This is a genomic window from Pseudomonas sp. 02C 26, from assembly GCF_002843585.1.
Lineage (GTDB): Bacteria > Pseudomonadota > Gammaproteobacteria > Pseudomonadales > Pseudomonadaceae > Aquipseudomonas > Aquipseudomonas shirazensis.
Genome location: NZ_CP025262.1, coordinates 4,273,062 through 4,298,702, shown reverse-complemented (window position 1 = coordinate 4,298,702; position 25,641 = coordinate 4,273,062). Strand labels below are relative to the sequence as shown.

Genomic DNA, 25,641 nt, shown 5'->3' with positions numbered 1-25,641 from the left:
CCTCGGCGCACGTCAGAAACGCCAGATCACGTCGACAAAGGCGCGGTGCATGTACGAGTCGGCCTCTTTGCCGTAGGCATCGCCAGGCTTGAACACGCCAGCACGCAGGCGTACCAGCGCCGACGGTTCGTCGATCGACTGGCTCAGCGATGCTGGCAGCAGGCCTTGCTTGAAGTACTTGGTGACGACCACGTCCATCTCCTGGCCCAGGTCCTTCTCGCCGTTGACCAGTGGGCGGTTGACGCCTTCGTCATCGACCACCGCGTTGATGCCGCTGGAGCCGATGTTCTGCTGGCCGTTGACGCGCCAGAACTTGTGGTAGATCAAGCTGGCGTCGTAGTCGTCGCGCAGCTGCCAGGAGGCGAACAGGGTGGCTGCCTGCAGGTTGCCCAGCTCACCGCGGAAGGCTTCGCCGAAGCGGTGCACCCGCGAGCGGGTGCCGGTGAAGCTGGAGCGATTGCTCTCAAGGCCGGTCTGCTCGTAGTTGTTCGAACCCTTGCTGCCGCCGCCACCGCTGCCACGGGCGTAGGCCGCGCCGACTTGCCATTGCGGGTCGAGGCGCAGGCGGATACCGAGATCGGTGGCCCAGGCATTGACGTCGCCGCTCTGCTTGCCGGTGGCGACTTGCTCGTTGCCGACCAGCTCGCTGTTGAGCTTGTCGCGGTCACCGGTCAGCCAGGTCAGGCTGCCCCAGTAGTTGACGGTGTGCTGGTTGCGCCAGTTGTAGGCATCGCTGTTGGCTTCCAGGCCCAGCCAGGTCAGGTCGCCGGTGCGGCGCTTGTCCAGGCCGTCGAGGCTCTCGCCGGTGTTTTTCAGGCTGCCGCTGTCATGGGTGTGGTGCGCGCGCAGGCCAACCCAGTGCCCGGGGGTCCACTGCGTGGCAACGTCGCCGTAGAAGTGGGTGCGGTCCTTGTCTTCCGGAGCCAGCTCGGTGAGGTCGGTGCGGTATTCGCTGAAGCGCTGTGCCATGCCCAGGTTGGCCCGCAGCAAGGTGGTGTCGAAGGTCCAGTTGAGCGCTTCGATGTTGCTGTCACGCCACATGCCGTCGTCGTTACGCAGGCGCTGGCGGCCGAGCCGCAGTTGCTCGCCGGGGTAGGCGGTGAAGCCGCTGTAGCCGACCCAGAACTCGCGCATGGCCAGGTAGCTTTTGTCGGCTTTGCGGCCGTCGGCAGCGGTGTCGACGGTGCTGCCATCGTCGGACTGGCGCAGGGTGTCGGTCTCGATGGTGTCGGTGGCCGCGACCGCCTGGCCCATGGCAAAGGCGCTCCAGTTGCCACGCTCGCCGTAGACCCAAGGGCGCAGGTCCAGACCCAGGCCTTGCACATCACCGCCGGAGCGGGTGCCGAGGTCGCGGTCGTCTTCCGACTGGCCGGTGATTTTCACGTCGAGGCCGAAGTTCTTCTCGGCGGTGATATCGGCCAAGGTCGGGCACGACCAGAGCAGGGCGAAGCTCAGGCCGATCCCGGCCTTCACGAAGGGGTTGAGCGTCATAGGGAGGAATCCTCGGCGTCTTCATCGTCTTGCAGGGCTTCGATGGCCATCATGCTGTTGCCGGCTTTGGCCATGCTGCCGCGCGCCTGCTGCTCTTGCGCAAGCAGGCGCTGGGCCTGGCTGCGCTGCTCAGGCGTCAGTTGCTGATCGAGTTGCTGCAGCAGTTCGGTCGACTGCTGCGACGGGTTGGCCTGCGCCAGGCTGGCGAATACCCAGGCATTGCCAGGGTTCGGGCGGATGCCGTGGCCTTCGCTGTACAGCTGAGCCAGCGCATAGTCGGCGCTGAGCTGACCGCCGCGGGCGGCGTTGAGCAGGTGATCGACCGCCTTTTGCGGCTCGACCTGGCCGAGGTAACCACGGCGGTACAACTGGCCGAGGTAGTAATGGGCGCTGATTTCGCCGGCAGCGGCGGCGGCTTGCAGATGAGTTTCGGCTTTGGCCGCATCGGCTGGCAGGGTCTTGCCTTCGTAGTACAGGCGGCCCAGCAGCAGCTCGGCACGCGGCTGTTCGGCGGCGCGGCCTTTGTCGATGTAAGCCAGCAACTGGTCGGTGTCGCCCAGCTCGGGGAAGTCATACAGCAACTGCGCCAGGCTGACCCAGGAGGCCGGGTTGGCCGGGGCAACCTGCTCGAGCAGGTCCTTGGCGGTTTTCTCGTCGGTCTGGCCCAGGCTGCGATCAGCCAGTACCCGCGCCACGCTGTCGACCCGGCTGGCCGGTACGCTACCGCGGGCATAGGCCGACTTGAGCTGCTCAAGCAGGGCAGTGCGTTGCTCGGCCTGGTTGCGTTTCTGGTAGACGGTGGCCAGCTCGACATAGCAGATGTCGGTGCTGTTCAGGGCGGTTTTGCAGATGCGCTCGACGTCATCCAGGTGCTGATCGTAGCTGCCCTGGGTGCGGTAGAGGAGGATCTGCGCCAGGCCCGCTTCCGGGTTGCCGGCAGCGCGCCATTGTTCGATCTGTTGCTGCGCGTTGACCTTGGGGAAGCTCTGCGGGTATTGCAGATACAGCATCGCCAGCGGGATCAGGGTGTTGCTTTCGCCCTGGGCGGCGGCGCGCTTGAGCAGGCTTTCGGCCTCTTCGCGCTCGGCCTGGGTGCTGTCCGGTTTGGCTACCAGCAGGCGGCCAAGACGGGCCTGGGCCCGCGACGAGGTGCTGGCGGCGGCGCGGTAGGTGGCTTCGGCCTGCTGCAGTTGCGCAGGGTCGCGCGAGGCCACCTGAATATCGGCCAGGCCGACCTGCGCATCGCTGTAGCCGAGATCAGCCAAGGCCTTGTAGTTGCGCTCGGCAGTGGCGGTGTCGCCACGCTTGAGCGCTTCGTTGGCCAGGCGCTGATCGGGCAGGCCGGCGCAGCCACTCAGGGCAATGGCGATCGCCAGTGAGCACCAGGTGGCTGGGCGCGCGCCGGGCGACGCCATGGGTAGGTTGAACAGGCTCATGGTCAGATCCTCTTACAGCCCACGGGCCGCAGCTTTGCTGATCAGCCAATCCAGCGAAGGGCCGCGATCGCTGTTGACCGCTGCCGGGCGACCGGCCAGTTCGGCGGGCAAGGCACCGTCGGGTTTGATCTGCACGCGGATGTCGGAGGCCAGGTCTTCGCTGTTGAGGCTTGCGCTGCTGACGATCTGGCCAGTGCGCACTTCGTCTTCACCGGCGATCTGGAAGTTAACCTTGGTGCCCGGCTTTACCTCGTCGAACTGGCGGTAGCTGAAGCGCGCCTCGATCATCGGGTTGGTGGTGCGCGGTACCAGGTGGAAGATCGGCTGGCCTTTGCTGGCGTACTGGTCGTCATCCACCAGTTGCTCGGCGACGACGCAATCACACGGGCTGGTAAGGGTGCCGGCGAGTTGCTTGCCGAACAGTTCCTCGACCTTGGCCGGCTCCAGCTGCGAGTCGTCCAGGTGGCCTTTGAGCATGTCCAGCATGCTGGTGCTGAAGCTTGCCAGTGGCGCGCCCTTGACCACTTGCCCGCCGCTTTCGACCAGGCTCTTGACGGTGCCGTCGCGGGGCATGGTCACGGTGGTGGTCGGCACGGCGACCACACCGGCTTCGGCGTGGCTGACGAAGTACATGCCATACAGCGACTTGGCGACAAAACCAAAGGCGGCGATACCGACCACGAACACGCCCAGGGTCACGGTCACGGCACGCAGGCGGCCAAACGCGCTCAGACCCGAGCCGCCGTCCTTCTGCTTGCGCGCCTTGGTGAAGTTGTCGCGTTGCAGGGTACTGAGCACGTCACCGGCAGTGATCAACTCGCCCGACAGGTGCGAGGTGATGATGTGGCGCAGGGTGGCGATGTCGCGTGGCTCGAGGTTCTGGAACTCCGCACCGGTACGGCCGGTGGCGGCGTCGCTGGTGCGCACCAAAAACTCGATGTCCATCGAAAGGCCGAGGTTGTCGACCACGAACTGCAGGCGACCGCGGATCACTTCGCCGATCGGCAGTGCGCGCTTGGCCTGGAAGGACAGGCCGCCAGCAGACAGGTCATCGACCTTGGCCTCTTGCGGCTCACGGTTGCCGTCCACAAAACGCAGCTTGGCGGGGATACGCACCCGGGCGTGTTGGCGCTGGGCTTCGGACTCATGCACGACATTGACGTTGACGGCGTTATTCATGGCGATTTCAAGTTCCTGTTAGTTCTGATCCGGAGGGGCTCACACGACCATGAACAGCACAGCAACGAAGATGCTGGCCGCCGAGAAGGTCATGGTCCGCGAGGACCAGGTGTTGAACCATTGTTGAAAGCTGGCAAGGTCACGCTTGAGGGCAGTCGGCTGACGCGTCCAGGACTGCTTGTCGAGGCGGAAGAACACGTAGATCTTCATCATTGCGCCGACGATCTGGTTGTAATAAAGGATCACGGGATAGGCCGGGCCGACCTTGTGCCCCGAGCACAGCAGCATGATCGTCAGGATCAGCCGGGTGATGCCGATCCACAGCAGGTACACCAGCAGGTATGCCATGCCGAATTTCAGGCTGGCGATCACCGCCACGGTCAGCCCGAGCAGGCTGGTCCACATCGACACACGCTGGTCGAACAGCACCAGGCTGGTGAACGGGCCGAGGCGCTTCAGGCCCAAGCCAAGGGCGCGCGAGTTCTGCCGCAGGTTGTTGCCGTACCAGCGGTACATCAGTTTGCGGCTGGCCTTGAGGAAGCTCTTTTCCGGCGGGTGCTCGACCGTGTTGATCGCCGCGTCCGGTACGTAGAAGGTGTCGTAGCCAAGGCGCATCAGGCTGAACCAGCTCGACTTGTCGTCACCGGTAAGGAACTTGAAGCGGCCCAGGCGCCAGTGCATCAGTGAGTCGCTTTCGACATCGGCGATGAACTCGGGGTTGGTCACCACGCTGGCGCGGAACATCGACATGCGCCCGGTCATGGTCAGTACGCGCTTGGACAGGGCCATCGAGCACATGTTGATGTGGCGCTGGGCGAAGCGCAGCTTGTGCCACTCGCTCATGATGTAGCCGCCGCGCACTTCGCAGAATTCGTTGGTGGTCAGGCCACCGACATTGGGGTACAGCTTGAACCAGGGTACGGTCTTGCGCACGATGCCGTCGCCGAGCACGGTGTCGCCGTCGATCACGGCCACTACGGCATGCTGGTCGGGCATCATCCGCGAGATGGCACGGAAGCCGAAGGCCAGGCCATCGCGCTTGCCGGTACCGGCAATACGCACGAAATCGAGGGTGACGTGCTCTGGTGGGTTGTATTTGGCCCACAGGCTTTTCACCAACAGCTCATCGCACTTTTCCACCAACGAGCAGACCACGGTGGTCGGGTAGCCGCAGTTGATCGCTTCGCGAATCACCGAGCTGTAGACCTGCGCGGTGGTCAGCGCATCGATGCGAAAGCTCGTGACCATCAGGTACACATGCGATGGCGCGGCGTCGTCGCCCAGCTTGCGTACCTTGTTGCGCAGGTACGGATAGACGCCATACAGGAAGATCATGCCGCGGATGAAATGGGTGGCGCCCATCGAGTAACGCCAGATGCCGACCGCACCGACCAGGAAGATGAAATGCTTCGACTCGGAATCGAAGATGTCGCTGGGCAGGGCGAGGGCGATCAACATGAGCAAGCTCATGTAGAGCAGCCATCCGGCGCACTGCATCAGTACTGTCTGGAACCTATGCATGTTCGGCATCCGTCACGAAATTCAGTAGAGAGCGGGGCCTTGCGGCCCCGCGTCAGGCTGGCTTACCAGCAGATGCCTTCGGTGCGGCTGGTGCTGCAGGTGGGCTTGCTCATGAAGCCAACCAGGTCGATCACTTGCTTGCCGGCCGGCGCTTGCTGGGCAAGGGCGCGGAACTGCTCGTCACGGTTGCCGAGAATGATGATTTCGGCGTCGTTGATGACTTGCTCGAAGTTGGCGTTGAGCAGCGACGAGACGTGCGGGATCTTCGACTCGATGTACTCTTTGTTGGCGCCGTGGACACGGGCGTACTCAACGTTCTGGTCGTAGATGTTGAGCTGGTAGCCTTTGCCAATCAGGCGCTCGGCCAGTTCCACCAGCGGGCTCTCGCGCAGGTCGTCGGTGCCGGCCTTGAAGCTCAGGCCGAGCAGGGCGATCTTGCGTTTGTCGTGGCTCTCGATGATGTCGAAGGCGTTCTGCACCTGCGATTCGTTGCTGCGCATCAGCGAGTCGAGCAGCGGGGCACGTACGTCGAGGCTGGCAGCGCGGTAGGTGAGGGCGCGCACGTCCTTGGGCAGGCACGAGCCGCCGAAGGCGAAGCCTGGGCGCATGTAGTACTGCGACAGGTTGAGCACGGTGTCCTGGCAGACCACGTCCATCACTTCGCGGCCATCGACGCCGACCGCCTTGGCGATGTTGCCGATTTCGTTGGCGAAGGTGACCTTGGTTGCGTGCCAGACGTTGCAGGTGTACTTGATCATTTCGGCAACGGCGATGTCCTTGCGGATCACCGGCGCATCGAGCTCTTCGTACAGCGCTTGCAGGACGTCGCCGCTGGCGGTGTCGAACTCGCCGATGACAGTCATCGGTGGCTGGTCGTAGTCCTTGATCGCGGTGCTTTCACGCAGGAATTCAGGGTTGACCGCGACACCGAAGTCGACGCCGGCCTTTTTCCCCGAGCAGTCTTCCAGGATCGGGATGACCACGTTCTTGACGGTGCCAGGCAGCACGGTGCTGCGCACCACGATGGTGTGGCGGCTGGCTTTGTCACGCAGCACGTAACCGATTTCGCGGCAAACCGATTCGATGTACTCAAGGCCCAGGTCGCCGTTTTTCTTGCTAGGCGTGCCCACGCAGATCATCGACACGTCGCTGGCGCGGATGGCCTCGGCGAAGTCGGTGGTGCCACGCAGACGGCCATTGGCGATGCCCTGTTGCAGCAGTTGCTCAAGGCCCGGCTCGACGATGGGCGACTTGCCCTTGTTGATCAGGTCGATCTTGGTCTGCGACACATCCACACCAATCACTTCATGGCCCCGTGCCGACAGGCAGCCTGCACACACTGCACCCACATAACCCAAACCAAAAATGCTGATACGCATCGCTTTCACCTCAAGTGTTTATCACGCCGACTCTTCCACGGAAGTGCCGGCCGGTTTGATTAACCAGCATTAATTCGGGCGCACTTTGCCAAGGCGAGTGCACACTTCACCGAACGCAGGCATGAATAAATCCGGAGTGCACAACGGTGTGCACTCTAAGTAGGCAGTCAAAGACTGATCATTAAAAAACGTGCCCTGAAATGCAGCCGTCTTTACTGCAGCGCGCTACGTGGCGAACTGCTGTGCTTGTTCTTTCAAGTGGATAAATCCTTTGAAATCAACCACTAGGACGTTTAAGGGGCTTGCATCTCCTTCAGCTGGCAGCGCGCTTGGTGGTTACCGTGGCGTCTGCCTAAGTTCTTCGGCCGGGTAGTAGGTACCTGCCGCTTGTCATCTGTAAGTCATCTCTCACATGCAGCGATGAAGATTCGTTACGGGTCCTATGAGGGGCACCTTGGGGGCAAAGTTCCTGAACCGAAACTGACGAAATGAAAGATTTCTAAATATTTATCTAAGTGCGCATAGTTGCATGGTGATAGCACGCGACGGTTTCACCCCGGTATATAAAGGGTGAAAACCCAGCGGGATGGTTATATGCCATCACCGGAAAAATAATTGCAAAATTCGTCAAAAAACTACGAACGGTCTGCCGGCACGGGGGCGTCGAGCTTGGCTTGTCGATTATTTGGCGCCTGATGTTTGGCGTTTAATGCCGCTCCGCCCCGTCTATCACGCGGTGCTCTGCAATGGGGCTCACATGCCGTAACAGAGCAAGACCTTACGAACCCTAAGGGTTAGAGGCGGGGTGCCGTTAGAGACGGTGAGAGCACTGCAGATGAACCTGCACACAACGATGGGGATGCGGTACTGCCTCTGTAGCCCTGCATGTTCGCGGGCTGCATCACTTTGAGAAAAAAGGATGGAAGCAGCTATGAAAAAATCGGTGATGAGCGTGATTCTTGCGCTGGCATCTTTGGCGGCTGGGTTAGCTCAGGCAGGGCCTCTCGTCGATGTCACATTCAAGAATCTGGGACGCGAGCAGGCAGTGCTGAAAATCGTTACAACTAACGAATCCAGCACATATCAGATCGCCAGCCCAAAGCCCCGCGAAAAGGTAGAGGCGAACACTTCGATACTCTTCCGTGTTCAGCGGATTATCAGCCCAGACGTCAATGCAGCGATGGTCCGCTACACCATTGGCAGTAAGACCTGCGCGTTTGGTACGACCTTTCAGATGCGGATGATGCCAGGTGGAATAAAACAACCACAGTGGACAAAAACAGCAACGCCCAGTGGTGGCGCTACGTGCGTGGCAACTATAACGAGTACCGCTGCCGATTATAGCTGGAAGGTCGAATTCTCAATGAAGTAGCTAATTAGGGATCTGTAAAGCCCTACCTGAATTCCTGTAATGGCTTAACTAAGGACGCTGGATTCTTAAACTACCGGAGGTGTGCAATATGGATGCTGTTAACAAGCAACTACCTTCTATTTCTGCTTCAGCGAGTGCTGCCGTCGTTAGGCGCCAAGTGCAGCCCTCTGAAGCTGAGATTGTCGCAAAATTGGATGCTGGCGTTGCGCGAGAAGAACCGCAGTTGTCACCATTGGCCAAGCAGTTAAGCGAAGCATCCGCGCGTGCCGCCCTTCGTGATAGCCTGCTTTCACGCAAGGAGTTGGCAGAATTGGCCGCTCAGATCAGGGATAGGATTGGTGGGGCGAATTATACGTCGGCAAAGGAGTTTTACGATGCGCAAAAACCGGATACCGATAACGTCGAGTTACTTGATAGGGCACGGCACGCCACTGATTTCATCAATGGCACGGGCAGTAACCCGTTCAGGGGACTGTCGCGTGATCAACTAAGCCTGATTACCTACGATGAAAGCGGAAGCTTCACGGTTAATGAACGCCGTGCGGCATCATGGGAGGCGGATGCTCAACATCAGGACTGGGCCAGATATATAATCGACAAGATGGATGCTGAGCGTCAGCGTACCGGGCGCAGCGATGACGCATTGCTGGAGACTATCCATTACTATGACTCACTGCCGCGCATCGAAGTTGCCGGGTATGGTAACTACGAGGCCATGATCCGCATGCAGATGGGCGCTGTGGAAATAGAGTGGCCAGAATTCAATACGTCGCTTCTGGACATGGTCGCCAACGAATGGAAACCAGCTAATGAACGCGAGGATGCGGCCGGCGACCAGGGCAGCGCCAAAGGTCTTGGCAACGAGGCAAGTCCCTCATGAGCGCCGCCATCTCGCTTGAACACGTCCACCGTTCACTCGGCGGCGAGGTAATCCTTGGTGATGTCTCGCTGTCGATCGCTCATGGTCAATCCTGCGCCATAGTTGGCCCGTCAGGCTCTGGCAAAAGCACGCTGCTTAACCTGATCGGTCTGCTCGATGAACCCTGTCAGGGCCGTGTGCTGATCGGTGGTGAGAACATGACCGGTGCCAGCGGTGCGCAACGGGCAATGATGCGTAACCGCAGCATCGGCTTCGTCTTCCAAAGCTTCCACTTGCTGCCGCGCTTGACTGTGCTGGACAACGTTGCCTTGCCGCTTTTTTATCGCGGCATGCCTGTGCTGCGGGCCAGATGCGCCGCACGACGGCAGCTGCAGTCGGTCGGGTTGGGGGCGCGCATGAGCCATCGGCCAGCCGAGCTTTCCGGCGGCCAGCGTCAACGCGTCGCGATCGCCCGCGCCTTGGTCGGCGAGCCGCAGTTGTTACTCGCCGATGAGCCCACCGGCAACCTTGATGGCGAAGCGGCGGCAGATGTGCTTGAGCTATTGAAAGCGCTCAATCGTGAGCGCGGTGTGACGCTGTTGCTGGTCACTCATGATCCGGCGATGGCCAGCCACATGCAGCGCTGCTTGAACGTGCGGGCAGGGCAGGTCGGCGATGCTCGCTGAACATTACGGGCCGAGCGCTTCTCAGCGGCTGGCCGAATCGATAGCAAACCTGGGCACGATGGGGCGTCGCGCCTGGCTGGGCTTGTTGGGCATTGCGGTGGGCTGCGCCGCAGTGGTGGCGTTGCTCAATGTCGGCCATAGCGCCGCCTTGCAATCTCGGCAGTTATTTCAAGGCATGGGCAGCGAGTTGCTGGTCGCCACTTTGCAGCGTGATAGCGAGACCCCGGCGATGACGGTTCAGCCGCCGCAGCTGTCAGCGGTTTCACCACTGCTGATCAGCGCAGCGCCGCTGGCGATGGCGCCGGTCGAGGTGCGTCTGGGCGCTATCAGTGAAGCGCTCATGGTCACAGGCAGTACACCGGCGTTAGCCACTGTTCTCGACCTGACCGCCGACCAGGGACGGTTGTTGTCAGAGCATGACGCCCACAGCCCTTACCTGCTGCTGGGGGCGATCGCTGCGCAGCAACTGCAGGCGTGCGTGGGCGACCAGTTGCAGCTGGGTCGCTATCTGTTCGAAGTGATCGGCATCCTTGCTCCGATTGGCTCCAACCCGTTGCTGCCAGTGGCGGTCGATGACGGCTTGCTGATACCGCTGCAAGCCATGCGCCGCTTGTCATCGGCACCGCAGATCAGCGCGGTAGTGGCGCTGGCGCGCAATTCACAAAGCGTGCGCGTTGCTGCTGATGAATTGGCCGGTGATCTGCGCATGCAACTGCCCGGCGCTGAAGTCGAAGTGCAGGTACCCCAGCAGTTGCTTGATGGCATGGCCAGCCAGGCGCGTCTGTTCAGCTGGTTGTTGGCAGGCCTGGGCGCTATCGCACTGCTGGTTGGCGGCGTAGGCGTCATGAATGTAATGCTGATGAGCGTCATCGAGCGGCGGCGTGAGATCGGCGTACGTATGGCGCTCGGCGCACGGCCTGTGGATATCGCTTGGTTGTTTCTGCTCGAGGCGGTGATTCTGGCAAGTGGCGGGGCTGTGCTTGGTTCGATGGTTGGGGTACTGGCCGCCTGGTTGTTCGCTTGGCTGTCGGGCTGGGATTTTGCCCTTGATCCCTGGTCGATACCGCTGGGCGTGGTCAGTGCGCTGCTGATCGGGGTGTTCTTCGGCCTGCAGCCGGCGCTGGCTGCTGCGTGTTTGCAACCCGTGGCAGCGCTGCGTGATGAATGACCGGATGATGCGCTGCTGCCTGCTGCTGTGCCTGCTGCCTGGTATCACCGCAGCCGCCTTGCGCTCGCCTGGCCAGATCATCCCCGGGGCGGTTTCGGCCAAGGCGGTTACAGCTCGTGACGAGCTGGTGTTGAGTCTGAGCGACGCGATTGCCTTGGCCTTGCGCGACAACCGCAGTATTCGCAGTGCTTACTTGCAGCGCATTGCTGACAAGTTCGAGCTGCGCGTTGCAGCTGACCGCTACGCGCCACAACTTTCCTTCAAGGCGCAGTATCAGGCCAACCGCAATCAGGACGATCGCTATCGCCAGGGGGAGTTAACGCCCAGCGCGAGTGTGCTGACGGCTTACGGCACCCGCGTGAGTCTCGACTGGGCCTACGGCCAGACTCGGGGCAATGCAGCTGGGCCGCGTTACCGTGACGGCGCTAACCTTGTGCTGATCCAGCCGCTGCTCAGAGGTGCAGGGCGTGACATAGCCATGGCACCGTTGCATCAGGCGGAACTGGCTGAGCAGGCCAATCGACTGGCCCTCAAAGATCAAGTGTCACACACCATCACCAGCATCATTGGCTTGTATCGCGACCTGTTACGTGCGCAGGAACGACTAAACATCACCGATGATGCACGGCAACGGGCCAGCCAGCTGATTGCCGTCAACCGCGAGCTGATTGACGCCGGGCGCATGGCCGCGTTCGAGATTGTTCAGGCCGAAGCAGAGCTGGCCAATCAGGAACTGGCTCTGGAGGGCAGTCGTAATAACCTGCACGCTGGCCGCCTGGCGCTGCTGCAAGCACTGGCTCTGGACCTGGACACGCCCTTGCGCGTTAGCGAAGAGGCGGAAGCCGAGCCGACCGGGCTAGATCCGAGGCGGGCTTTAGCCCAGGCTGAAGCCTTACAGCCGATCTATCTGCTGCAGTTGCTGGCCGATCAGCAGGCAGACCTCGATCTGCGCCTTGCCAAGGATCAGCAGCGCTGGGACTTGTCGTTGATCGGTGCTACCAGCCAGGCCCGTGAGCGGCCAAGTTCCGGCAAGGTCTGGGAACACTATCTGGGGTTGCAGTTGGAAATCCCAATTGCTGACTTGAGCCGGCGGCAAGGGCTGGTACGGGCCCAAGTCGCCGTTGATAGTCGACGCTTGCAACTGGCCGACGCCCGTCAGCAACTGCAGCGCGAGGTTGTCGATGGCGTGCGCGAAGTGCAGGTCAGTTGGCGCCAGTTGCAAATCGCCGGGCGAGCACTGGATCTGTCACGGCGCAAGCTCGCCATCGAACAGGAGAAACTAGCGCTCGGCCTGTCGAGCAACTTTCAGGTGCTCAGTTTCGAGAGCGATCTGCGCGGCGCACAGAGTGCACGGCTGGACGCGCAGATCGCCTATTTGAATGCGCAGACCGCTCTTGACTTGATTCTGGGCACGACATTGGACAGCTGGGACGTGGCCATCAATGACTAGGCAGCAGGTGTTGGCAATTTCGATGCTGGTGCTTGGCTGCCTTCTGCTTAGCCCATGGCGCCCTTGGCCGGCAGAGGTGAGCGAGAATAGCGTCGGGTCATGGCTACGGATCGAGCCGCAACTCATCGAGCAGCGCCTTGGCGTGCTCGGGCGGATTCAGGCTGTTCGTCAAGTGACCGTGGCGGCGCCGTTTGCCGGCCTGCTTCAGGCGCTGCCGATAGCGCCGGGGCAGCAGGTGGCAGCGGGAGATATCATTGCTGTACTCGACACTGCCGAACTGGACCCGCAGCTTCGCCAAGCTGAAGCGCAGCTGCTGCAGAGCCAGCGCGCGTTGCGGCAACTGCAAGCCTGGGCAAGCAGCTCGGAGATGGCCCAGGCCAAACGAGCGCAGGCTATGGCCAGCAGCAGCCTGGAGCTCGCGCAGGCAGCCTTGAAGCAGACGCAGCGGCTGTTCGACCGGGGTATCGTCGCCCGTCAGGAAGTGGAGGCCTTGCAGCAACAAATGGTGATGCTGCAGCAGGACCTGCTTGATGCCAGGCAGCATCTGCGACAAACCCGTGAGCGCGGGCAAGGCGTAGATTTGCGACTGGCGAGCATTGAACTCGACGCTGCTCAAGCGCGCCAGCGCGAGTTGGCGGCGTTACGTAACCAGCGCGAGGTACGCGCACCGTTCAGTGGGCTGCTGGTGCCTCGGCCAAGTGAGGACCGCCAACTTGCGCTGCAAGTCGGCCAGTTGGCCAGTCAAGGCACGCCGCTGTTTGTGCTGGTCGATCTGAGCCAGTTACAGGTGCGCGCCGCACTGGAGCAAAGCGATCTGCACAAGGTCCACGAGGGGATGTTCGTGCAGGTAAGCGGGGAGGGGTTTGCTGGGCACACGCTCAACGGCCGGGTCGTCGCGGTTGGTCAGCAGGCCAGGACCGAGGAGGGGCAGGGCGCCTGGTTCGATTTGTTGATTGCTCTGGATACTCAGCCGGACCCGGTCGCGCTGGGCGTTCGGCTGGGGATGAGCGCGCAGGTGACCGTGTTGCTGTACAGCAATGAGCGAGCGTTGGCGGTGCCCGCAGCGGCGCTGCGTACTGACGACGGCAGTGGCCACTACGTGCTGTATCGCGCGGACGACTATCAGCCAGGGCGCAATGTTGTCGTCACGCCCCTGCGCGCAGTGCCGCAAGGCGTCGAAGTTCAAGGGCTGGAGGCGGGTTGGGTCTGGGTGGAGTAAGACGCTGGCGGTCAGCACGTCCTTTGGCGTGTAGGAGCGGCCTTGCCGGAACGCCGGACCGGTCGGAAAGGCGCGCGTAGTGTGCCCTCATTTTCAGCTTCGCCGTGCGGGCCTTTCGCGACACAAGGCCGCTCCTACAGATGATCCCGCAGAAACACCAGCTGATCCGGCTTCGACTGCTCGGCACTGTAGTAGTAACCCTGCACATCGAACTGCTTGAGCTGCTCCGGATCGGCGATCCGCTCCTGGATCACGAACCGGCTCATCATCCCACGGGCTTTCTTGGCGTAGAAGCTGATGATCTTGTACTGGCCGTTCTTCCAGTCCTTGAAATCGACATTGATGATCCGTGCCTTGAGCGCGCTGCGTTTGACCGCACTGAAGTACTCGTTACTGGCCAGGTTGAGCAGCACGTCGTCGCCTTGCTCGGCCAGTGCCTGGTTCAGCCATTCGCTGATGCGCGTGTCCCAGAAGGCGTACAGGTCCTTGCCGCGTGGGTTGGCCAGCTTGGTGCCCATCTCCAGGCGGTAGGGTTGCATCAGATCGAGTGGGCGCAGCAGGCCGTACAGGCCGGAGAGCATGCGCAGGTGATCCTGGGCGTAGCTGAAGTCGTCTTCACTGAGGCTTTCGGCGTCGAGCCCGGTGTATACGTCACCCTTGAACGCGAGCAGCGCCTGTTTGGCATTGTCTGGGGTGAGGTCTGCGCTCCAGCTGCCAAAGCGTGCGGCGTTGAGGCCGGCCAGTTTGTCCGAGAGGTGCATCAGCTCGCTGATCTGTGCCGGGCTCAGGTCGCGCAGTTGGCTGATCAGCGCCTGCGAGTGATCCAGATACTGCGGCAGGGTGAAACGCTCGGTCACCGGCGGGGTGTCGTAGTCGAGGGTTTTGGCGGGGGAAATCACCGTCAGCATCGGGTCGGCTCCTGAAATCGAATGGGGCCAATTCTACGGGCTGAACCGGGCAAGTCCAAACTATGCCGACGATAGTCACAGAACATCGACGAGGGTCGCGCTATAGTGCCGGCCAGGATGAAATGGAGAATCTGATCGTGCGCATTGCCTTGGCCGTGCTGGCCAGTGTGTTGAGCCTGGCCGTGCAAGCCGCCCCGGTCGTCCCGGCCAGCTTTGATCGCAGCCTGTGGCCTGAGCAACTGGACAGCCCGGTGCTGTTCGATGTGGCGTCGCGGGCCGAGATCCTGTCGTTTGCCCAGGTGCTGCAGGAGAGCGAAATGCTCGACGAGCCGGCGCTGGCGGCGCGGCTGCAGCTCAGGCAGGTCAACCTGCCGGTAGTGCGTGCGGTGCGGGCGCGGATGTGGCAGCGGCTGTGGCAGAACTACCAGCAGGCGCAGCGCAGTTGCGAGCAGGATGCGTCGTTCTGCTATCCGCTCGAGTCGATGGCCGAATTGCGCACCCGGGCGGCCACGTTCAATGCCGATGTCGGCGAGTTCTACGTCGGCTGGACCGAACCCAGCCATAGCTTCCATCGGCGTTACCTGGATGAACAGCTGCGCAAGGCGGCGCTGTTCCCGCAGACCAGCAGCGAGATCGAACGGCTGTCCAGCCGCGAGCGCAACGGCGATGAACTGAATGACCGGATGTTCCTGCTGACCTTTGTTGGCGGACCAGGCGGGCAGGGCAGCAGCACCGACAACCTGGCCGATTACCTGCGCCGGCAGAAACTCAACGCCACCTTCTTCGTCCTTGGCAACCGCCTGCAGCAGCGCCGCGACAGCGGCGCTGGCCGATTGCAGGACGTGTACCGCAAGCAGTGCGTCGGCATCCAGGGCTGGGAGTATCGCTCCCACGCGCAATGGCAGGGGTGGCAGGATTCGCTGCGGCGCAGCCAGGCGTGGGTGCAGGCCGAGTTGCCCGAGCAGTACGTGCCGCTGTTCCGTCCGCCCTATGGCCAGCGGCGCAGCGATGGTGAGGCGTTCATGGCCAGCGAAGGGCTGCAGGTGTCGTTGTGGGATATCGACGCAATGGACGATGGCGCACTGACCGCCGAGGCATCAGCCCAGCGTGTGGTGACGCTGATGCTGTTGTGGCGCAAGGGCGTTATCCAGTTTCATGACAACCAGAGCAAGGCTCAGCCGGCGCTGGAGTGGCTGCTGCAGCACACGGTGCAGAGCGGTATCGGTTGGCAGGATTGCAAGGAATACGAGCGCGGCGCAGACGCTGACGCAACGGCGCAGGCGGGTGATGACGATTGAGCTTGATATATGACTCTAGACCCATGCCGGGGCTTCGCCAAGGTCGGATCGTCATTCGGAAAAATAAACTTCATCAACACGTAAAAAAGCTTTTTTTGTTCATCGTTTTTGCGGTATGAAAGAACCAGACAGCCGATTCCTGCAGCACAGGTGGCGTCATCCAGACCCTCCTTTGCCAGGTGAGCCCCCCGCCCGTAACAACGCGGATACGGGGAGAACGGCGTCACTCTGCGACGCAGCCAGAATGCGTCGCGCGGTTCTGACATAAGGTGCCCGAGTATGGATGACCATGGACGCAACCCTTCCTCCAGCAAGCCAATCCTGTATGTGCTCGATACCAACGTCCTGATCCACGATCCCAACGCCCTGCTCAACTTCGAGGAGCACCACGTCGCTATCCCGATGACGGTGCTGGAGGAACTCGACAAGCTCAAGACGGGCACAAAGACCATCGCCGCCGACTGCCGCCAGGCCATTCGCCTGATCGACCAGACCCTTGCCGACGCGTCACCCAATGACGTCGAACAGGGCGTGCCGATCCAGCGTGGCAAGAGCGGACCAAAAGGCTTCCTGTCGATCCTGATGGGCCCGCGCAGCGAGCCCAATCGCCTGCTGCCGGAAAACCTCGCTGACAACATCATCATCAACCAGTTGCTGGAACTGCGCGCCAAACGTGCGGATCTGGACGTGGTGCTGGTCACCAAAGACATCAACATGCGCCTCAAGGCGCGCGCCTGCGGCATTGCCGCCGAGGACTACAGCACCGACCAACTGGTTGACGACGTATCGCTGTTGTCCAAGGGCTATCACTCGGTCAGCGGTTCCTTCTGGGACCGCGTCAACAAGGTCGACACGCGTCAGGAGCGCGGCCGTACCTGGCACCGGGTACAACTGACCGACCCGTTGCCGTCGGTGCACGTCAACGAGTTCATCATCGACGAGCAAGGCTTCGTCGGCTGGGTCAAAGGCATCCGCGAGGGCGAACTGCTGTTGCTCGACCTGCACCAGGAGCCGCTGTTGCACCAGGAAGCCTGGGGCCTGAAACCGCGTGACATCCACCAGAGCCTGGCGCTGTTCGCCTTGCTCGATCCGGATATCCATCTGGTCAACCTGACCGGCGCAGCGGGTTCGGGCAAGACCATCCTGGCGTTGGCGGCAGCCATCGAACAAACCATGGTCAGCAAACGCTACCGGCGCATCATCGCCACCCGCAGCGTGCAGGGGCTGGACCAGGAGATCGGCTTCCTGCCCGGTACCGAGGCTGAGAAGATGGAGCCTTGGCTGGGCGCTATCACCGACAACCTCGAAGCCCTGCACATGGACGACGAGAGTACCCACGGCAGTGTCGAGTACATCCTTGAACGGGTACCGCTGCAGTTCAAATCGCTGAACTACATCCGCGGTCGCAGTTTCCAGCAGAGCCTGATCCTGATCGATGAATGCCAGAACCTCACCCCGCACCAGATGAAAACCATCATCACCCGTGCCGGTGCTGGCTCCAAGGTGGTCTGCCTGGGCAACCTGGCGCAGATCGATACCCCTTACCTGTCCGCAACCAGCTCGGGCCTGACCTACCTGACCGAGCGCTTCAAGGACTTCCCCCACGGCGTGCACATCACCCTGCAGGGTGTTCCGCGCTCGGTGCTTGCCGAGTACGCCGAGTCGCATATGTAGACCATCTGGCCGGGCGGTTCGCCGCCCGGTTATTTTCGCTGCGAAAAGCTGACTTGCAGGTTTACACTCTCTGCTCCCTTCACAGGAGCAGAGCAGTGCTGACTCATCTCGATTCCCAGGGGCGCGCCAATATGGTCGACGTCACTGAAAAAGCCGTGACCCAGCGCGAGGCAGTGGCCGAGGCGCGGGTACGCATGTTGCCGCAGACCCTGCAAATGATCGTCGACGGTGATCACCCCAAGGGTGATGTGTTCGCCGTGGCGCGTATTGCCGGTATCCAGGCGGCGAAAAAGACCAGTGACCTGATCCCGCTGTGCCACCCGCTGATGCTCACCAGCGTCAAGGTCGAGCTCACAGCCGATGGCGTTGATGGCGTGCGTATCGTTGCCCGCTGCAAGCTCGCCGGGCAGACCGGAGTGGAGATGGAAGCACTGACGGCTGCCAGCGTCGCCGCGCTGACCATCTACGACATGTGCAAGGCCGTCGACAAAGGCATGGTCATCGAACAGGTGCGCCTGCTGGAGAAGGTCGGCGGCAAGAGCGGCGACTTCAAGGCGGCTGCGCAATGAGCGTCGAGGTGGTGTACTTCGCCCGTTACCGTGAGCTGCTTGGGCGCGACGGCGAGCGTCTGGAGGGCGACTTCGAAAATGTTGAAGCAGTGCGCCAGGCGCTACTTGGCAAAGGCCCGGAGTATGCCGTGCTCGCCGAGCAGAATCTGATGTGCGCGCGCAACCAGGACCTTTGCCGTTTGACTGAACCACTGGCAGATGGCGACGAAGTGGCGTTTTTCCCACCGGTGACCGGAGGCTGAACATGGCCGTACGAGTGCAGCAACAGGCGTTCGATCCCGGCGCCGAGGTCAATGCCATGCACGCAGCCAATGCCGGCGTCGGTGCGGTGGTGAGTTTTGTCGGCTATGTGCGCGACTTCAACGATGGCCGCGAAGTGGCGGGGATGTTTCTCGAGCACGCCCCCGGCATGACCGAAAAGGCCCTGACCAAGATCATCGTCGAAGCCGAGCAGCGTTGGCCGTTGCTCAAGGTCGAGGTGCTGCACCGTATAGGGACGCTTCAGCCCGGCGAGCCGATCGTTTTTGTCGGCGTCGCCAGCGCGCACCGTCAGGCCGCCTTCGATGGCTGCAACTTCATCATGGATTACCTGAAAACCCGCGCGCCGTTCTGGAAGAAAGAAACCACCGAAGACGGACCACGCTGGGTCGAGGGCAGGCACAGCGATCAGCAGGCTGCCGAACGCTGGTAGTTCGGCAGAGCCTGCTATCGGACTATCAGTGCGCCTTGCGCGGCACCGCCTGGAGCAGCTCGTCAGGCGGCATTTCGCACTTGATCTTGCGACCCAGCAGGGCTTCGATGCCCGGCAACTGATACGAGTCGTCTTCACCCGCAAAACTGATCGAGATGCCAGCGGCGCCAGCGCGGCCGGTACGGCCGATGCGGTGCACGTAATCGTCCGGATCTTCCGGCAGGGTGAAGTTGATCACGTGGCTGATGCCATCGATGTGAATCCCGCGCCCGGCAACGTCGGTAGCGACCAGCACGGTGACGCGCCCTTCGCGGAAATTCTCCAGAGTACGAATACGCTTGTGCTGCGGTACATCGCCGGACAGCTGAGCGGCGTTGATGCCATCGCGCACCAGGCGCTCTTCGATACGCCGTACTTCGTCCTTGCGGTTGGCAAAGACCATCACCCGTTCCCACTTCTGCTGGGTGATCAGGTTGTACAGCAGCTTGTACTTGTCGCTGCCGGCAACGGCGTAGACGTGCTGCTCGACAGTTTCACTGGCGACGTTTTCCGGCTCGATCTCGACGATCGCCGGGTTGGTGGTCCACTGCTTGGCCAGGTTCATCACGTCGTCGGTGAAGGTCGCCGAGAACAGCAGCGTCTGCCGTTCGCTCTTCGGCGGGGTCTGGCGGATGATCTGCCGGACCTGAGGGATGAAGCCCATGTCGAGCATACGGTCAGCTTCATCGAGCACCATCACTTCGACCATGTCCAGGTGCACTTCGCCGCGCTGGTGGAAGTCCAGCAGGCGGCCCGGGGTGGCCACCAGAATGTCGCAGTGACGGGCTTCAAGCGCTTTGAGCTGCTTGTCGAAGTCCATGCCGCCAACAAAGGTCATGACGTTGAGGCCGCTGTACTTGGTCAGGTCGGCGGCGTCCTTGGCGATCTGCACCACCAGCTCACGGGTCGGCGCGATGATCAGCGCACGCGGCTCGCCCATGTAGCGCTCTTTCGGCGGCGGCGTCTGCTGCAGCTGGGAAATGATCGAAATCAGAAACGCGGCCGTCTTGCCGGTACCGGTCTGGGCCCGGCCGATGGCGTCCTGACCGCGCAGGGTATAACCCAGAACCTGGGCCTGTATCGGCGTGCAGTACGGGAAGCCGAGGTCTTGAATGGCATGCATCAGCTCGTTGCTGAGCTTGAAGTCGTGGAAGCGGGTCTTGCCTTCCTGAGCTTCGACGACGAAATCTTCCGGCTTCCACAGGCTGGCCTGTGGCTTGGGCTTGCGTTCGCGGCGAGGCTTGGCTTGCGCAGGCTTTTCGCTGCGCGGCGATACAACCGGCGCAGCAGCAACGGCAGGCTCGGGGTGAGGCTTAACCTCGGTAGCAGGCGGTAGAACCGCAGGTGCGGGTGCTGTCTCAGTGGCTTGGGGAGCAGCCGTTTGCGCTGCGGCGTCTCCCTTGCCGAATATCTTTTTCAGTGCCTTCAGCACGGTCATCTCGTTATTTGATTAAGGAATATACGCCGGCCAGTGTAATGCAAGATTCGGGCGCGGCGTAGGAGAATGCACCGGCAGCTGCCTGCCGGCCGGGTTCAACGCAGCCGTTCGCTGAGCCAGTCGTGGATATCGGCAAGCTCGGCCACGGCCACTTCATGCTCCATCGGGTACTCCTGCCAGCGCGCGGCGACGTTCCATTGGCTCAGGTACTCGAAGGCGGTGCGGCCCATCGACGGGATCACCACCGGGTCATGGATGCCGTGCAGGCACAGTGCAGGAGTGCGCTCCTGGCAGGCACTGAGTTGGTGCTCGGCGCTGAAGGTCGGCGCGTAGGTCGACAGGGCAATGACCCCGCCGAGCGCTTCCTGCCACTTTATATAGGCAGTGTGCAGCACTACCGCGCCGCCCTGGGAAAACCCGGCGAGGATGATCCGCGCCAGGCTGATGCCTTTGGCCTGCTCGGCCTTGATCAGCTGGATGATCTGCTCGGCCGACTCGTCCAACTGCGCTTCATCGATGGCGCGCGCCGGGGTCATGGCCTTGATGTCGTACCAGCTGGGCATGGCGTAGCCGCCATTGATGGTGACTGGGCGGGTCGGCGCCTGGGGCATGACGAAGCGCGTGCTGAGCAAACGTTCTTGAAGAAATTCGGCCACCGGTAGGAAGTCGTAACGGTCGGCACCCAGGCCGTGCAACCAGATCACACAGGCGTCAGCGGTGGTTTGCGGTTCGATAATCAACGGGTTGGTCATAACTGCTCCGAATTTGTGCGCGTGTACGTATTAGGTGCATTAAAAAAAGGCAGGGGTAGCGAATGCCTTAACAAGATGTCGCAACTGTACAACTTTTCCTACTTGACGACCGCTTAAACGCTTAAGCCGGCAACTGTGGTACGCGCCTTGCTATGGATCTACCGATGCGAAGGGATTAACCGGCGACGGTAACACCCCTCGTTTGGATCAAAGGCTGTCACAGAACAGCTCATTGCACCACGTGACCCAAAAACAAGCCAACAGGGGTCGGATGCGCCTCATAAGGGTGCGGTGCAATTCCGGCTCGACACAACAAGAGCGATTTGGAGGTTGTAGATGAAGATGTTGAAAACCACGCTGGCAGTCCTGACCGCTGCCGCCGCGCTGGGTGCAACCAGTTTTGCCCAGGCCGGCGCTACGCTGGATGCGGTAAAGAAAAAGGGCTTCGTCCAGTGTGGCGTGAGCGATGGCCTGCCGGGTTTCTCGGTACCTGACGCCAAGGGCAACATTGTCGGCATCGACGCCGATGTGTGCCGTGCGGTAGCCGCTGCAGTGTTCGGCGATGCCACCAAGGTCAAGTTCAGCCAGCTCAACGCCAAGGAGCGCTTCACTGCGCTGCAGTCCGGCGAAGTCGATGTACTCTCGCGCAACACCACCTGGACCAGCTCGCGTGATGCTGGCATGGGCCTGGTCTTCGCTGGCGTGACCTACTACGACGGCATCGGCTTCCTGGTCAACAAGAAGCTCGGTGTTTCCAGCGCCAAGGAGCTCGACGGCGCGACCGTCTGCATCCAGGCAGGCACCACCACCGAACTGAACGTCTCCGACTACTTCCGCGCCAATGGCCTGAAGTACACCCCGATCACCTTCGACACCTCCGACGAGAGCGCCAAGTCGCTGGAATCGGGCCGTTGCGACGTGCTCACCTCGGACAAGTCGCAGCTCTACGCACAACGCTCCAAGCTGGCAGCACCGACCGACTACGTGGTACTCCCGGAGACCATCTCCAAGGAGCCACTGGGCCCTGTCGTGCGTAAAGGTGATGAAGAGTGGTTCAGCATCGTCAAGTGGACCCTGTTCGCCATGCTCAATGCCGAAGAAGCCGGCCTTACCTCGAAAAACGTCGAGGCTGAAGCCAAATCCGGCAAGAACCCGGACAACGCCCGCCTGCTCGGCGCTGACGGCGAATACGGCAAAGACCTCAAGTTGCCCAAGGACTGGGTGGTACAGATCGTCAAGCAAGTGGGTAACTACGGCGAAGTGTTCGAGAAGAACCTTGGCAAGAGCACCCCGCTGCAGATCGATCGTGGCCTGAATGCCCTGTGGAACAACGGCGGCATCCAGTACGCACCTCCGGTGCGCTGATGGCTGCACCTGCGGCGGCATCCTGCCGCCGCAGGCTGTTCTGATCCCTTTTTTCCGGGGCACTTCATGCAAAATCAAATCGGCGCACCCAAGGGCTTTTCCCTTAGTGATCCACGTGTGCGCGCGTGGCTGTTCCAGATCCTCACGGTGGTCTGCGTGGTCGGTCTGGGCTGGTACCTGATCCACAACACCCAAACCAACATGCAGCACCGGGGCATCACCTCGGGCTTCGACTTTCTCGAGCGCAGTGCTGGCTTCGGCATTGCCCAGCACCTGATCGACTACACCGAAGCGGACACCTACTCGCGGGTGCTGCTGGTCGGCCTGCTCAACACCTTGCTGGCGAGTGTCATCGGTATCGTCCTGGCGACCTTGATCGGCTTTACCGTGGGGGTCGGCCGCCTGTCCTCCAACTGGGTGGTCTACAAGCTGGCTACGGTCTACGTCGAGACCTTCCGCAACATTCCGCCACTGCTGCAGATCCTGTTCTGGTACTTCGCGGTGTTCACCGCGTTGCCTGGGCCGCGCGGCAGCATCAATATCGATGACCTGTTCTTTATCAGTAGCCGCGGCGTGAACATGCCGGGCGCGTCGATGGCCGATGGCTTCTGGCCGTTTGTGGTTTCGCTGGTGGTTGCCATTGTCGCGGTGGTGCTGATGGTGCGCCAGGCCAACAAGCGCTTCGAGCTAACCGGGCAACCGTTCCACAAGTTCTGGGTCGGCCTGGCGCTGATGGTCGGCATTCCGGCCATGTGCGTGCTGCTGTTCGGCAACCCGCTGCAGTGGGAAGTGCCGCAGCTCAAAGGCTTCAACTTTGCCGGTGGCTGGGTGCTGATCCCCGAGTTCATGGCACTGACCCTGGCGCTATCGATCTATACCGCTGCGTTTATTGCCGAAATCGTGCGTGCCGGCATCCGCTCGGTCAGCCACGGCCAGACCGAAGCCGCCCGTTCGCTGGGGCTGCGCGAAGGCCCGACGTTGCGCAAGGTGATCATTCCCCAGGCGCTGCGGGTGATCATTCCACCGTTGACCAGCCAGTACCTCAACCTGACCAAGAACTCCTCACTGGCAGCCGTTATCGGCTACCCGGAACTGGTCTCGCTGTTTGCCGGCACCGTACTCAACCAGACCGGCCAGTCGGTCGAGGTCATGGCGATCACCATGGCGGTTTATCTGACGATCAGCATCAGCATCTCGTTGCTGATGAACTGGTACAACAAGCGCATTGCGCTGATCGAGCGGTAGGAGTCGCGCATGAACGCCCATGTTTTCAAACCTGATATGCCACCACCGGTGAAAACCGTTGGTGTGGTGGCCTGGATGCGCGCCAACCTGTTCTCCAGCTGGATCAACACGCTGCTGACCTTCTTTGCCATCTACCTGGTCTGGCTGGCCGTGCCGCCGCTGCTGCAGTGGGCGTTCATCGACGCCAACTGGACCGGCACTACCCGCGCCGACTGCACCAAGGAGGGCGCCTGCTGGGTGTTCGTCCAGCAGCGCTTCGGCCAGTTCATGTATGGCTATTACCCGAGCGATCTGCGCTGGCGAGTCGACCTGACCGTGTGGCTGGGCGTGATCGGCGCTGCGCCGCTGTTCATCCGTCGCTTCCCGCGCAAGGTGGCCTACGGCATTGGCTACCTGCTGGTCTACCCGACCGTGGCGTACTTCCTGCTGCATGGCGGCAGCTTTGGCCTGAGCCAAGTACCGACCTCGCAGTGGGGCGGGCTGATGCTGACCCTGGTGATCGCTACCGTCGGTATCGCCGCGGCATTGCCGTTGGGGATTCTGCTGGCACTTGGGCGGCGCTCGCGGATGCCGGTGATCAAGTCGGTGTCGGTGACCTTCATCGAGTTCTGGCGCGGTATTCCGCTGATCACCGTGCTGTTCATGTCTTCGGTGATGCTGCCGTTGTTCATGCCAGAAGGCATGAGCTTCGACAAGCTGCTGCGGGCGATGATCTTCGTCATCCTGTTCGAGTCGGCGTACATCGCCGAGGTGGTACGCGGTGGCTTGCAGGCCATCCCCAAAGGCCAGTACGAAGCCGCGTCGGCGATGGGCCTGGGTTACTGGCGCTCGATGGGCCTGGTGATCCTGCCGCAGGCCTTGAAGCTGGTCATCCCGGGCATCGTCAACACCTTCATTGCCCTGTTCAAGGACACCAGCCTGGTGATCATCATCGGCCTGTTCGACCTGCTCAACAGCGTGCGCCAAGCCACGGCAGACCCGGCCTGGTTGGGTATGGCGACCGAGGGCTACGTGTTTGCCGCCCTGGTTTACTGGATTTTCTGTTTCGGTATGTCCCGCTACTCCATGCACCTGGAGCGCAAGCTGGACACTGGCCACAAGCGTTAGGAGTTTCAAAATGAGTGAAGCGATCAAGCAGCCTGCCGGCCCCGAAGGCATCATCCAGATGCAGGGCGTGAACAAGTGGTACGGCCAGTTCCATGTGCTCAAGGACATCAACCTGAACGTGCGTCAGGGCGAGCGGATCGTCTTGTGCGGGCCGTCCGGCTCAGGCAAGTCGACCACCATTCGTTGCCTCAACCGGCTCGAGGAGCATCAGCAAGGGCGCATCGTCGTTGACGGCGTCGAGCTGACCAACGACCTCAAGCAGATCGAAGCGATCCGCCGCGAAGTCGGCATGGTGTTTCAGCACTTCAACCTGTTCCCGCACCTGACCATTCTCGAGAACTGCACCCTGGCGCCGATGTGGGTGCGCAAGATGCCCAAGCGCAAGGCCGAGGAAATCGCCATGCACTATCTGGAGCGCGTGCGCATCCCGGAGCAGGCACACAAGTTCCCTGGGCAGTTGTCGGGTGGTCAGCAGCAGCGAGTGGCAATTGCCCGAGCGCTGTGCATGAAGCCGAAGATCATGCTGTTCGATGAGCCGACCTCGGCGCTTGACCCGGAGATGGTCAAGGAGGTGCTCGACACCATGGTGGGCCTGGCCGAAGACGGCATGACCATGCTCTGCGTGACCCACGAGATGGGCTTTGCCCGCACCGTGGCCAACCGGGTGATCTTCATGGACAAGGGCGAGATCGTAGAGCAGGCGTCGCCGGATGACTTCTTCGACCGGCCGCAGAGCGACCGCACCAAGTTGTTCCTCAGCCAGATCCTGCACTGATACAAAAAGGGGCCGCGATT

Annotated in this window: 23 protein-coding genes; 15 read left to right on the top strand and 8 right to left on the bottom strand. The window is 61.6% G+C overall.

Translation table 11 applies throughout. From position 1 onward, the window contains the following. Positions 1–12: 12 nt before the first annotated feature. From CXQ80_RS19600 to CXQ80_RS19580, 5 genes are read right to left on the bottom strand one after another with little or no spacing between them, the layout of a single operon-like run. Positions 13–1,491, bottom strand: a complete 1,479-nt coding sequence (locus tag CXQ80_RS19600) for an alginate export family protein (RefSeq protein WP_101322045.1) — start codon at positions 1,489–1,491, stop codon at positions 13–15. Next, positions 1,488–2,906: an alginate biosynthesis TPR repeat lipoprotein AlgK gene (algK, locus tag CXQ80_RS19595; RefSeq protein ID WP_101323102.1), complete on the bottom strand. Its 1,419-nt coding sequence runs from the start codon at positions 2,904–2,906 to the stop codon at positions 1,488–1,490. Before algK ends, CXQ80_RS19600 begins: the two co-directional genes overlap by 4 nt. Before the next feature lie 33 nt (positions 2,907–2,939). Next, positions 2,940–4,106 (bottom strand): alginate biosynthesis protein Alg44, encoded by a 1,167-nt coding sequence (locus tag CXQ80_RS19590; protein ID WP_101322044.1) that lies wholly within the window; start codon positions 4,104–4,106, stop codon positions 2,940–2,942. A 39-nt stretch (positions 4,107–4,145) separates the two neighbouring features. Then, complete coding sequence (locus CXQ80_RS19585) at positions 4,146–5,636, bottom strand: glycosyltransferase family 2 protein (RefSeq protein ID WP_101322043.1); 1,491 nt, start codon at positions 5,634–5,636, stop codon at positions 4,146–4,148. A 53-nt stretch (positions 5,637–5,689) separates the two neighbouring features. Further along, entirely contained in the window at positions 5,690–7,006 is a 1,317-nt protein-coding gene (locus CXQ80_RS19580) for a nucleotide sugar dehydrogenase (RefSeq protein ID WP_101322042.1), read from the bottom strand. Positions 7,007–7,937: 931 nt separating this feature from the next. On the opposite strand from CXQ80_RS19580, the gene CXQ80_RS19575 reads away from it, so the two are divergent. The 6 genes from CXQ80_RS19575 (at position 7,938) to CXQ80_RS19550 (ending at position 13,760) form a co-directional block, all read left to right on the top strand. Beyond that, entirely contained in the window at positions 7,938–8,378 is a 441-nt protein-coding gene (locus tag CXQ80_RS19575) for a hypothetical protein (RefSeq protein WP_101322041.1), read from the top strand. 88 nt (positions 8,379–8,466) lie between these two features. Further along, positions 8,467–9,258, top strand: a complete 792-nt coding sequence (locus CXQ80_RS19570) for a hypothetical protein (protein WP_101322040.1) — start codon at positions 8,467–8,469, stop codon at positions 9,256–9,258. Then, positions 9,255–9,923 carry an ABC transporter ATP-binding protein gene (locus CXQ80_RS19565; protein WP_101322039.1) on the top strand — a complete coding sequence of 223 codons (669 nt, stop codon included), beginning with the start codon at positions 9,255–9,257 and terminating at the stop codon, positions 9,921–9,923. Before CXQ80_RS19570 ends, CXQ80_RS19565 begins: the two co-directional genes overlap by 4 nt. Next, positions 9,913–11,091 carry an ABC transporter permease gene (locus tag CXQ80_RS19560; protein WP_101322038.1) on the top strand — a complete coding sequence of 393 codons (1,179 nt, stop codon included), beginning with the start codon at positions 9,913–9,915 and terminating at the stop codon, positions 11,089–11,091. The genes CXQ80_RS19565 and CXQ80_RS19560 overlap by 11 nt, the downstream gene beginning before the upstream one ends. Further along, positions 11,084–12,541 carry a TolC family protein gene (locus CXQ80_RS19555; protein ID WP_101322037.1) on the top strand — a complete coding sequence of 486 codons (1,458 nt, stop codon included), beginning with the start codon at positions 11,084–11,086 and terminating at the stop codon, positions 12,539–12,541. Before CXQ80_RS19560 ends, CXQ80_RS19555 begins: the two co-directional genes overlap by 8 nt. Before the next feature lie 76 nt (positions 12,542–12,617). Beyond that, complete coding sequence (locus tag CXQ80_RS19550) at positions 12,618–13,760, top strand: efflux RND transporter periplasmic adaptor subunit (protein ID WP_178080793.1); 1,143 nt, start codon at positions 12,618–12,620, stop codon at positions 13,758–13,760. A 134-nt stretch (positions 13,761–13,894) separates the two neighbouring features. Here the strand turns inward: CXQ80_RS19550 and yaaA are convergent, their stop codons facing one another. Then, a complete protein-coding gene (gene yaaA, locus CXQ80_RS19545; RefSeq protein ID WP_101322035.1) occupies positions 13,895–14,668 on the bottom strand; it encodes a peroxide stress protein YaaA in 774 nt (257 codons plus the stop codon). Positions 14,669–14,805: 137 nt separating this feature from the next. Between yaaA and CXQ80_RS19540 the strand changes: the two genes are divergently transcribed. The 5 genes from CXQ80_RS19540 to moaE all read left to right on the top strand — a co-directional run bounded on the left by CXQ80_RS19540 (position 14,806) and on the right by moaE (position 18,900). Beyond that, positions 14,806–15,966 (top strand): polysaccharide deacetylase family protein, encoded by a 1,161-nt coding sequence (locus tag CXQ80_RS19540; protein ID WP_101323101.1) that lies wholly within the window; start codon positions 14,806–14,808, stop codon positions 15,964–15,966. A 279-nt stretch (positions 15,967–16,245) separates the two neighbouring features. Further along, positions 16,246–17,640: a PhoH family protein gene (locus tag CXQ80_RS19535; RefSeq protein ID WP_101322034.1), complete on the top strand. Its 1,395-nt coding sequence runs from the start codon at positions 16,246–16,248 to the stop codon at positions 17,638–17,640. 95 nt (positions 17,641–17,735) lie between these two features. Next, positions 17,736–18,209 (top strand): cyclic pyranopterin monophosphate synthase MoaC, encoded by a 474-nt coding sequence (moaC, locus tag CXQ80_RS19530; RefSeq protein WP_101322033.1) that lies wholly within the window; start codon positions 17,736–17,738, stop codon positions 18,207–18,209. Then, positions 18,206–18,451 (top strand): MoaD/ThiS family protein, encoded by a 246-nt coding sequence (locus CXQ80_RS19525; protein WP_101322032.1) that lies wholly within the window; start codon positions 18,206–18,208, stop codon positions 18,449–18,451. The genes moaC and CXQ80_RS19525 overlap by 4 nt, the downstream gene beginning before the upstream one ends. Before the next feature lie 2 nt (positions 18,452–18,453). After that, positions 18,454–18,900: a molybdopterin synthase catalytic subunit MoaE gene (gene moaE / locus CXQ80_RS19520; RefSeq protein WP_101322031.1), complete on the top strand. Its 447-nt coding sequence runs from the start codon at positions 18,454–18,456 to the stop codon at positions 18,898–18,900. Between the two features lie 25 nt (positions 18,901–18,925). Here moaE and rhlB read toward each other — a convergent pair whose 3' ends face one another. Beyond that, a complete protein-coding gene (rhlB, locus tag CXQ80_RS19515) occupies positions 18,926–20,371 on the bottom strand; it encodes an ATP-dependent RNA helicase RhlB (protein ID WP_101323100.1) in 1,446 nt (481 codons plus the stop codon). A 101-nt stretch (positions 20,372–20,472) separates the two neighbouring features. Continuing rightward, a complete protein-coding gene (locus CXQ80_RS19510; RefSeq protein WP_101322030.1) occupies positions 20,473–21,129 on the bottom strand; it encodes an alpha/beta hydrolase in 657 nt (218 codons plus the stop codon). Between the two features lie 336 nt (positions 21,130–21,465). Between CXQ80_RS19510 and CXQ80_RS19505 the strand changes: the two genes are divergently transcribed. The 4 genes from CXQ80_RS19505 to CXQ80_RS19490 all read left to right on the top strand — a co-directional run bounded on the left by CXQ80_RS19505 (position 21,466) and on the right by CXQ80_RS19490 (position 25,621). Continuing rightward, a complete protein-coding gene (locus CXQ80_RS19505; protein WP_101322029.1) occupies positions 21,466–22,494 on the top strand; it encodes an amino acid ABC transporter substrate-binding protein in 1,029 nt (342 codons plus the stop codon). Between the two features lie 66 nt (positions 22,495–22,560). Continuing rightward, positions 22,561–23,739, top strand: a complete 1,179-nt coding sequence (locus tag CXQ80_RS19500) for an amino acid ABC transporter permease (protein WP_101322028.1) — start codon at positions 22,561–22,563, stop codon at positions 23,737–23,739. A 9-nt stretch (positions 23,740–23,748) separates the two neighbouring features. Then, a complete protein-coding gene (locus tag CXQ80_RS19495; RefSeq protein ID WP_101322027.1) occupies positions 23,749–24,846 on the top strand; it encodes an amino acid ABC transporter permease in 1,098 nt (365 codons plus the stop codon). Positions 24,847–24,856: 10 nt separating this feature from the next. Beyond that, positions 24,857–25,621 carry an amino acid ABC transporter ATP-binding protein gene (locus CXQ80_RS19490; protein WP_101322026.1) on the top strand — a complete coding sequence of 255 codons (765 nt, stop codon included), beginning with the start codon at positions 24,857–24,859 and terminating at the stop codon, positions 25,619–25,621. Positions 25,622–25,641 lie beyond the last annotated feature (20 nt).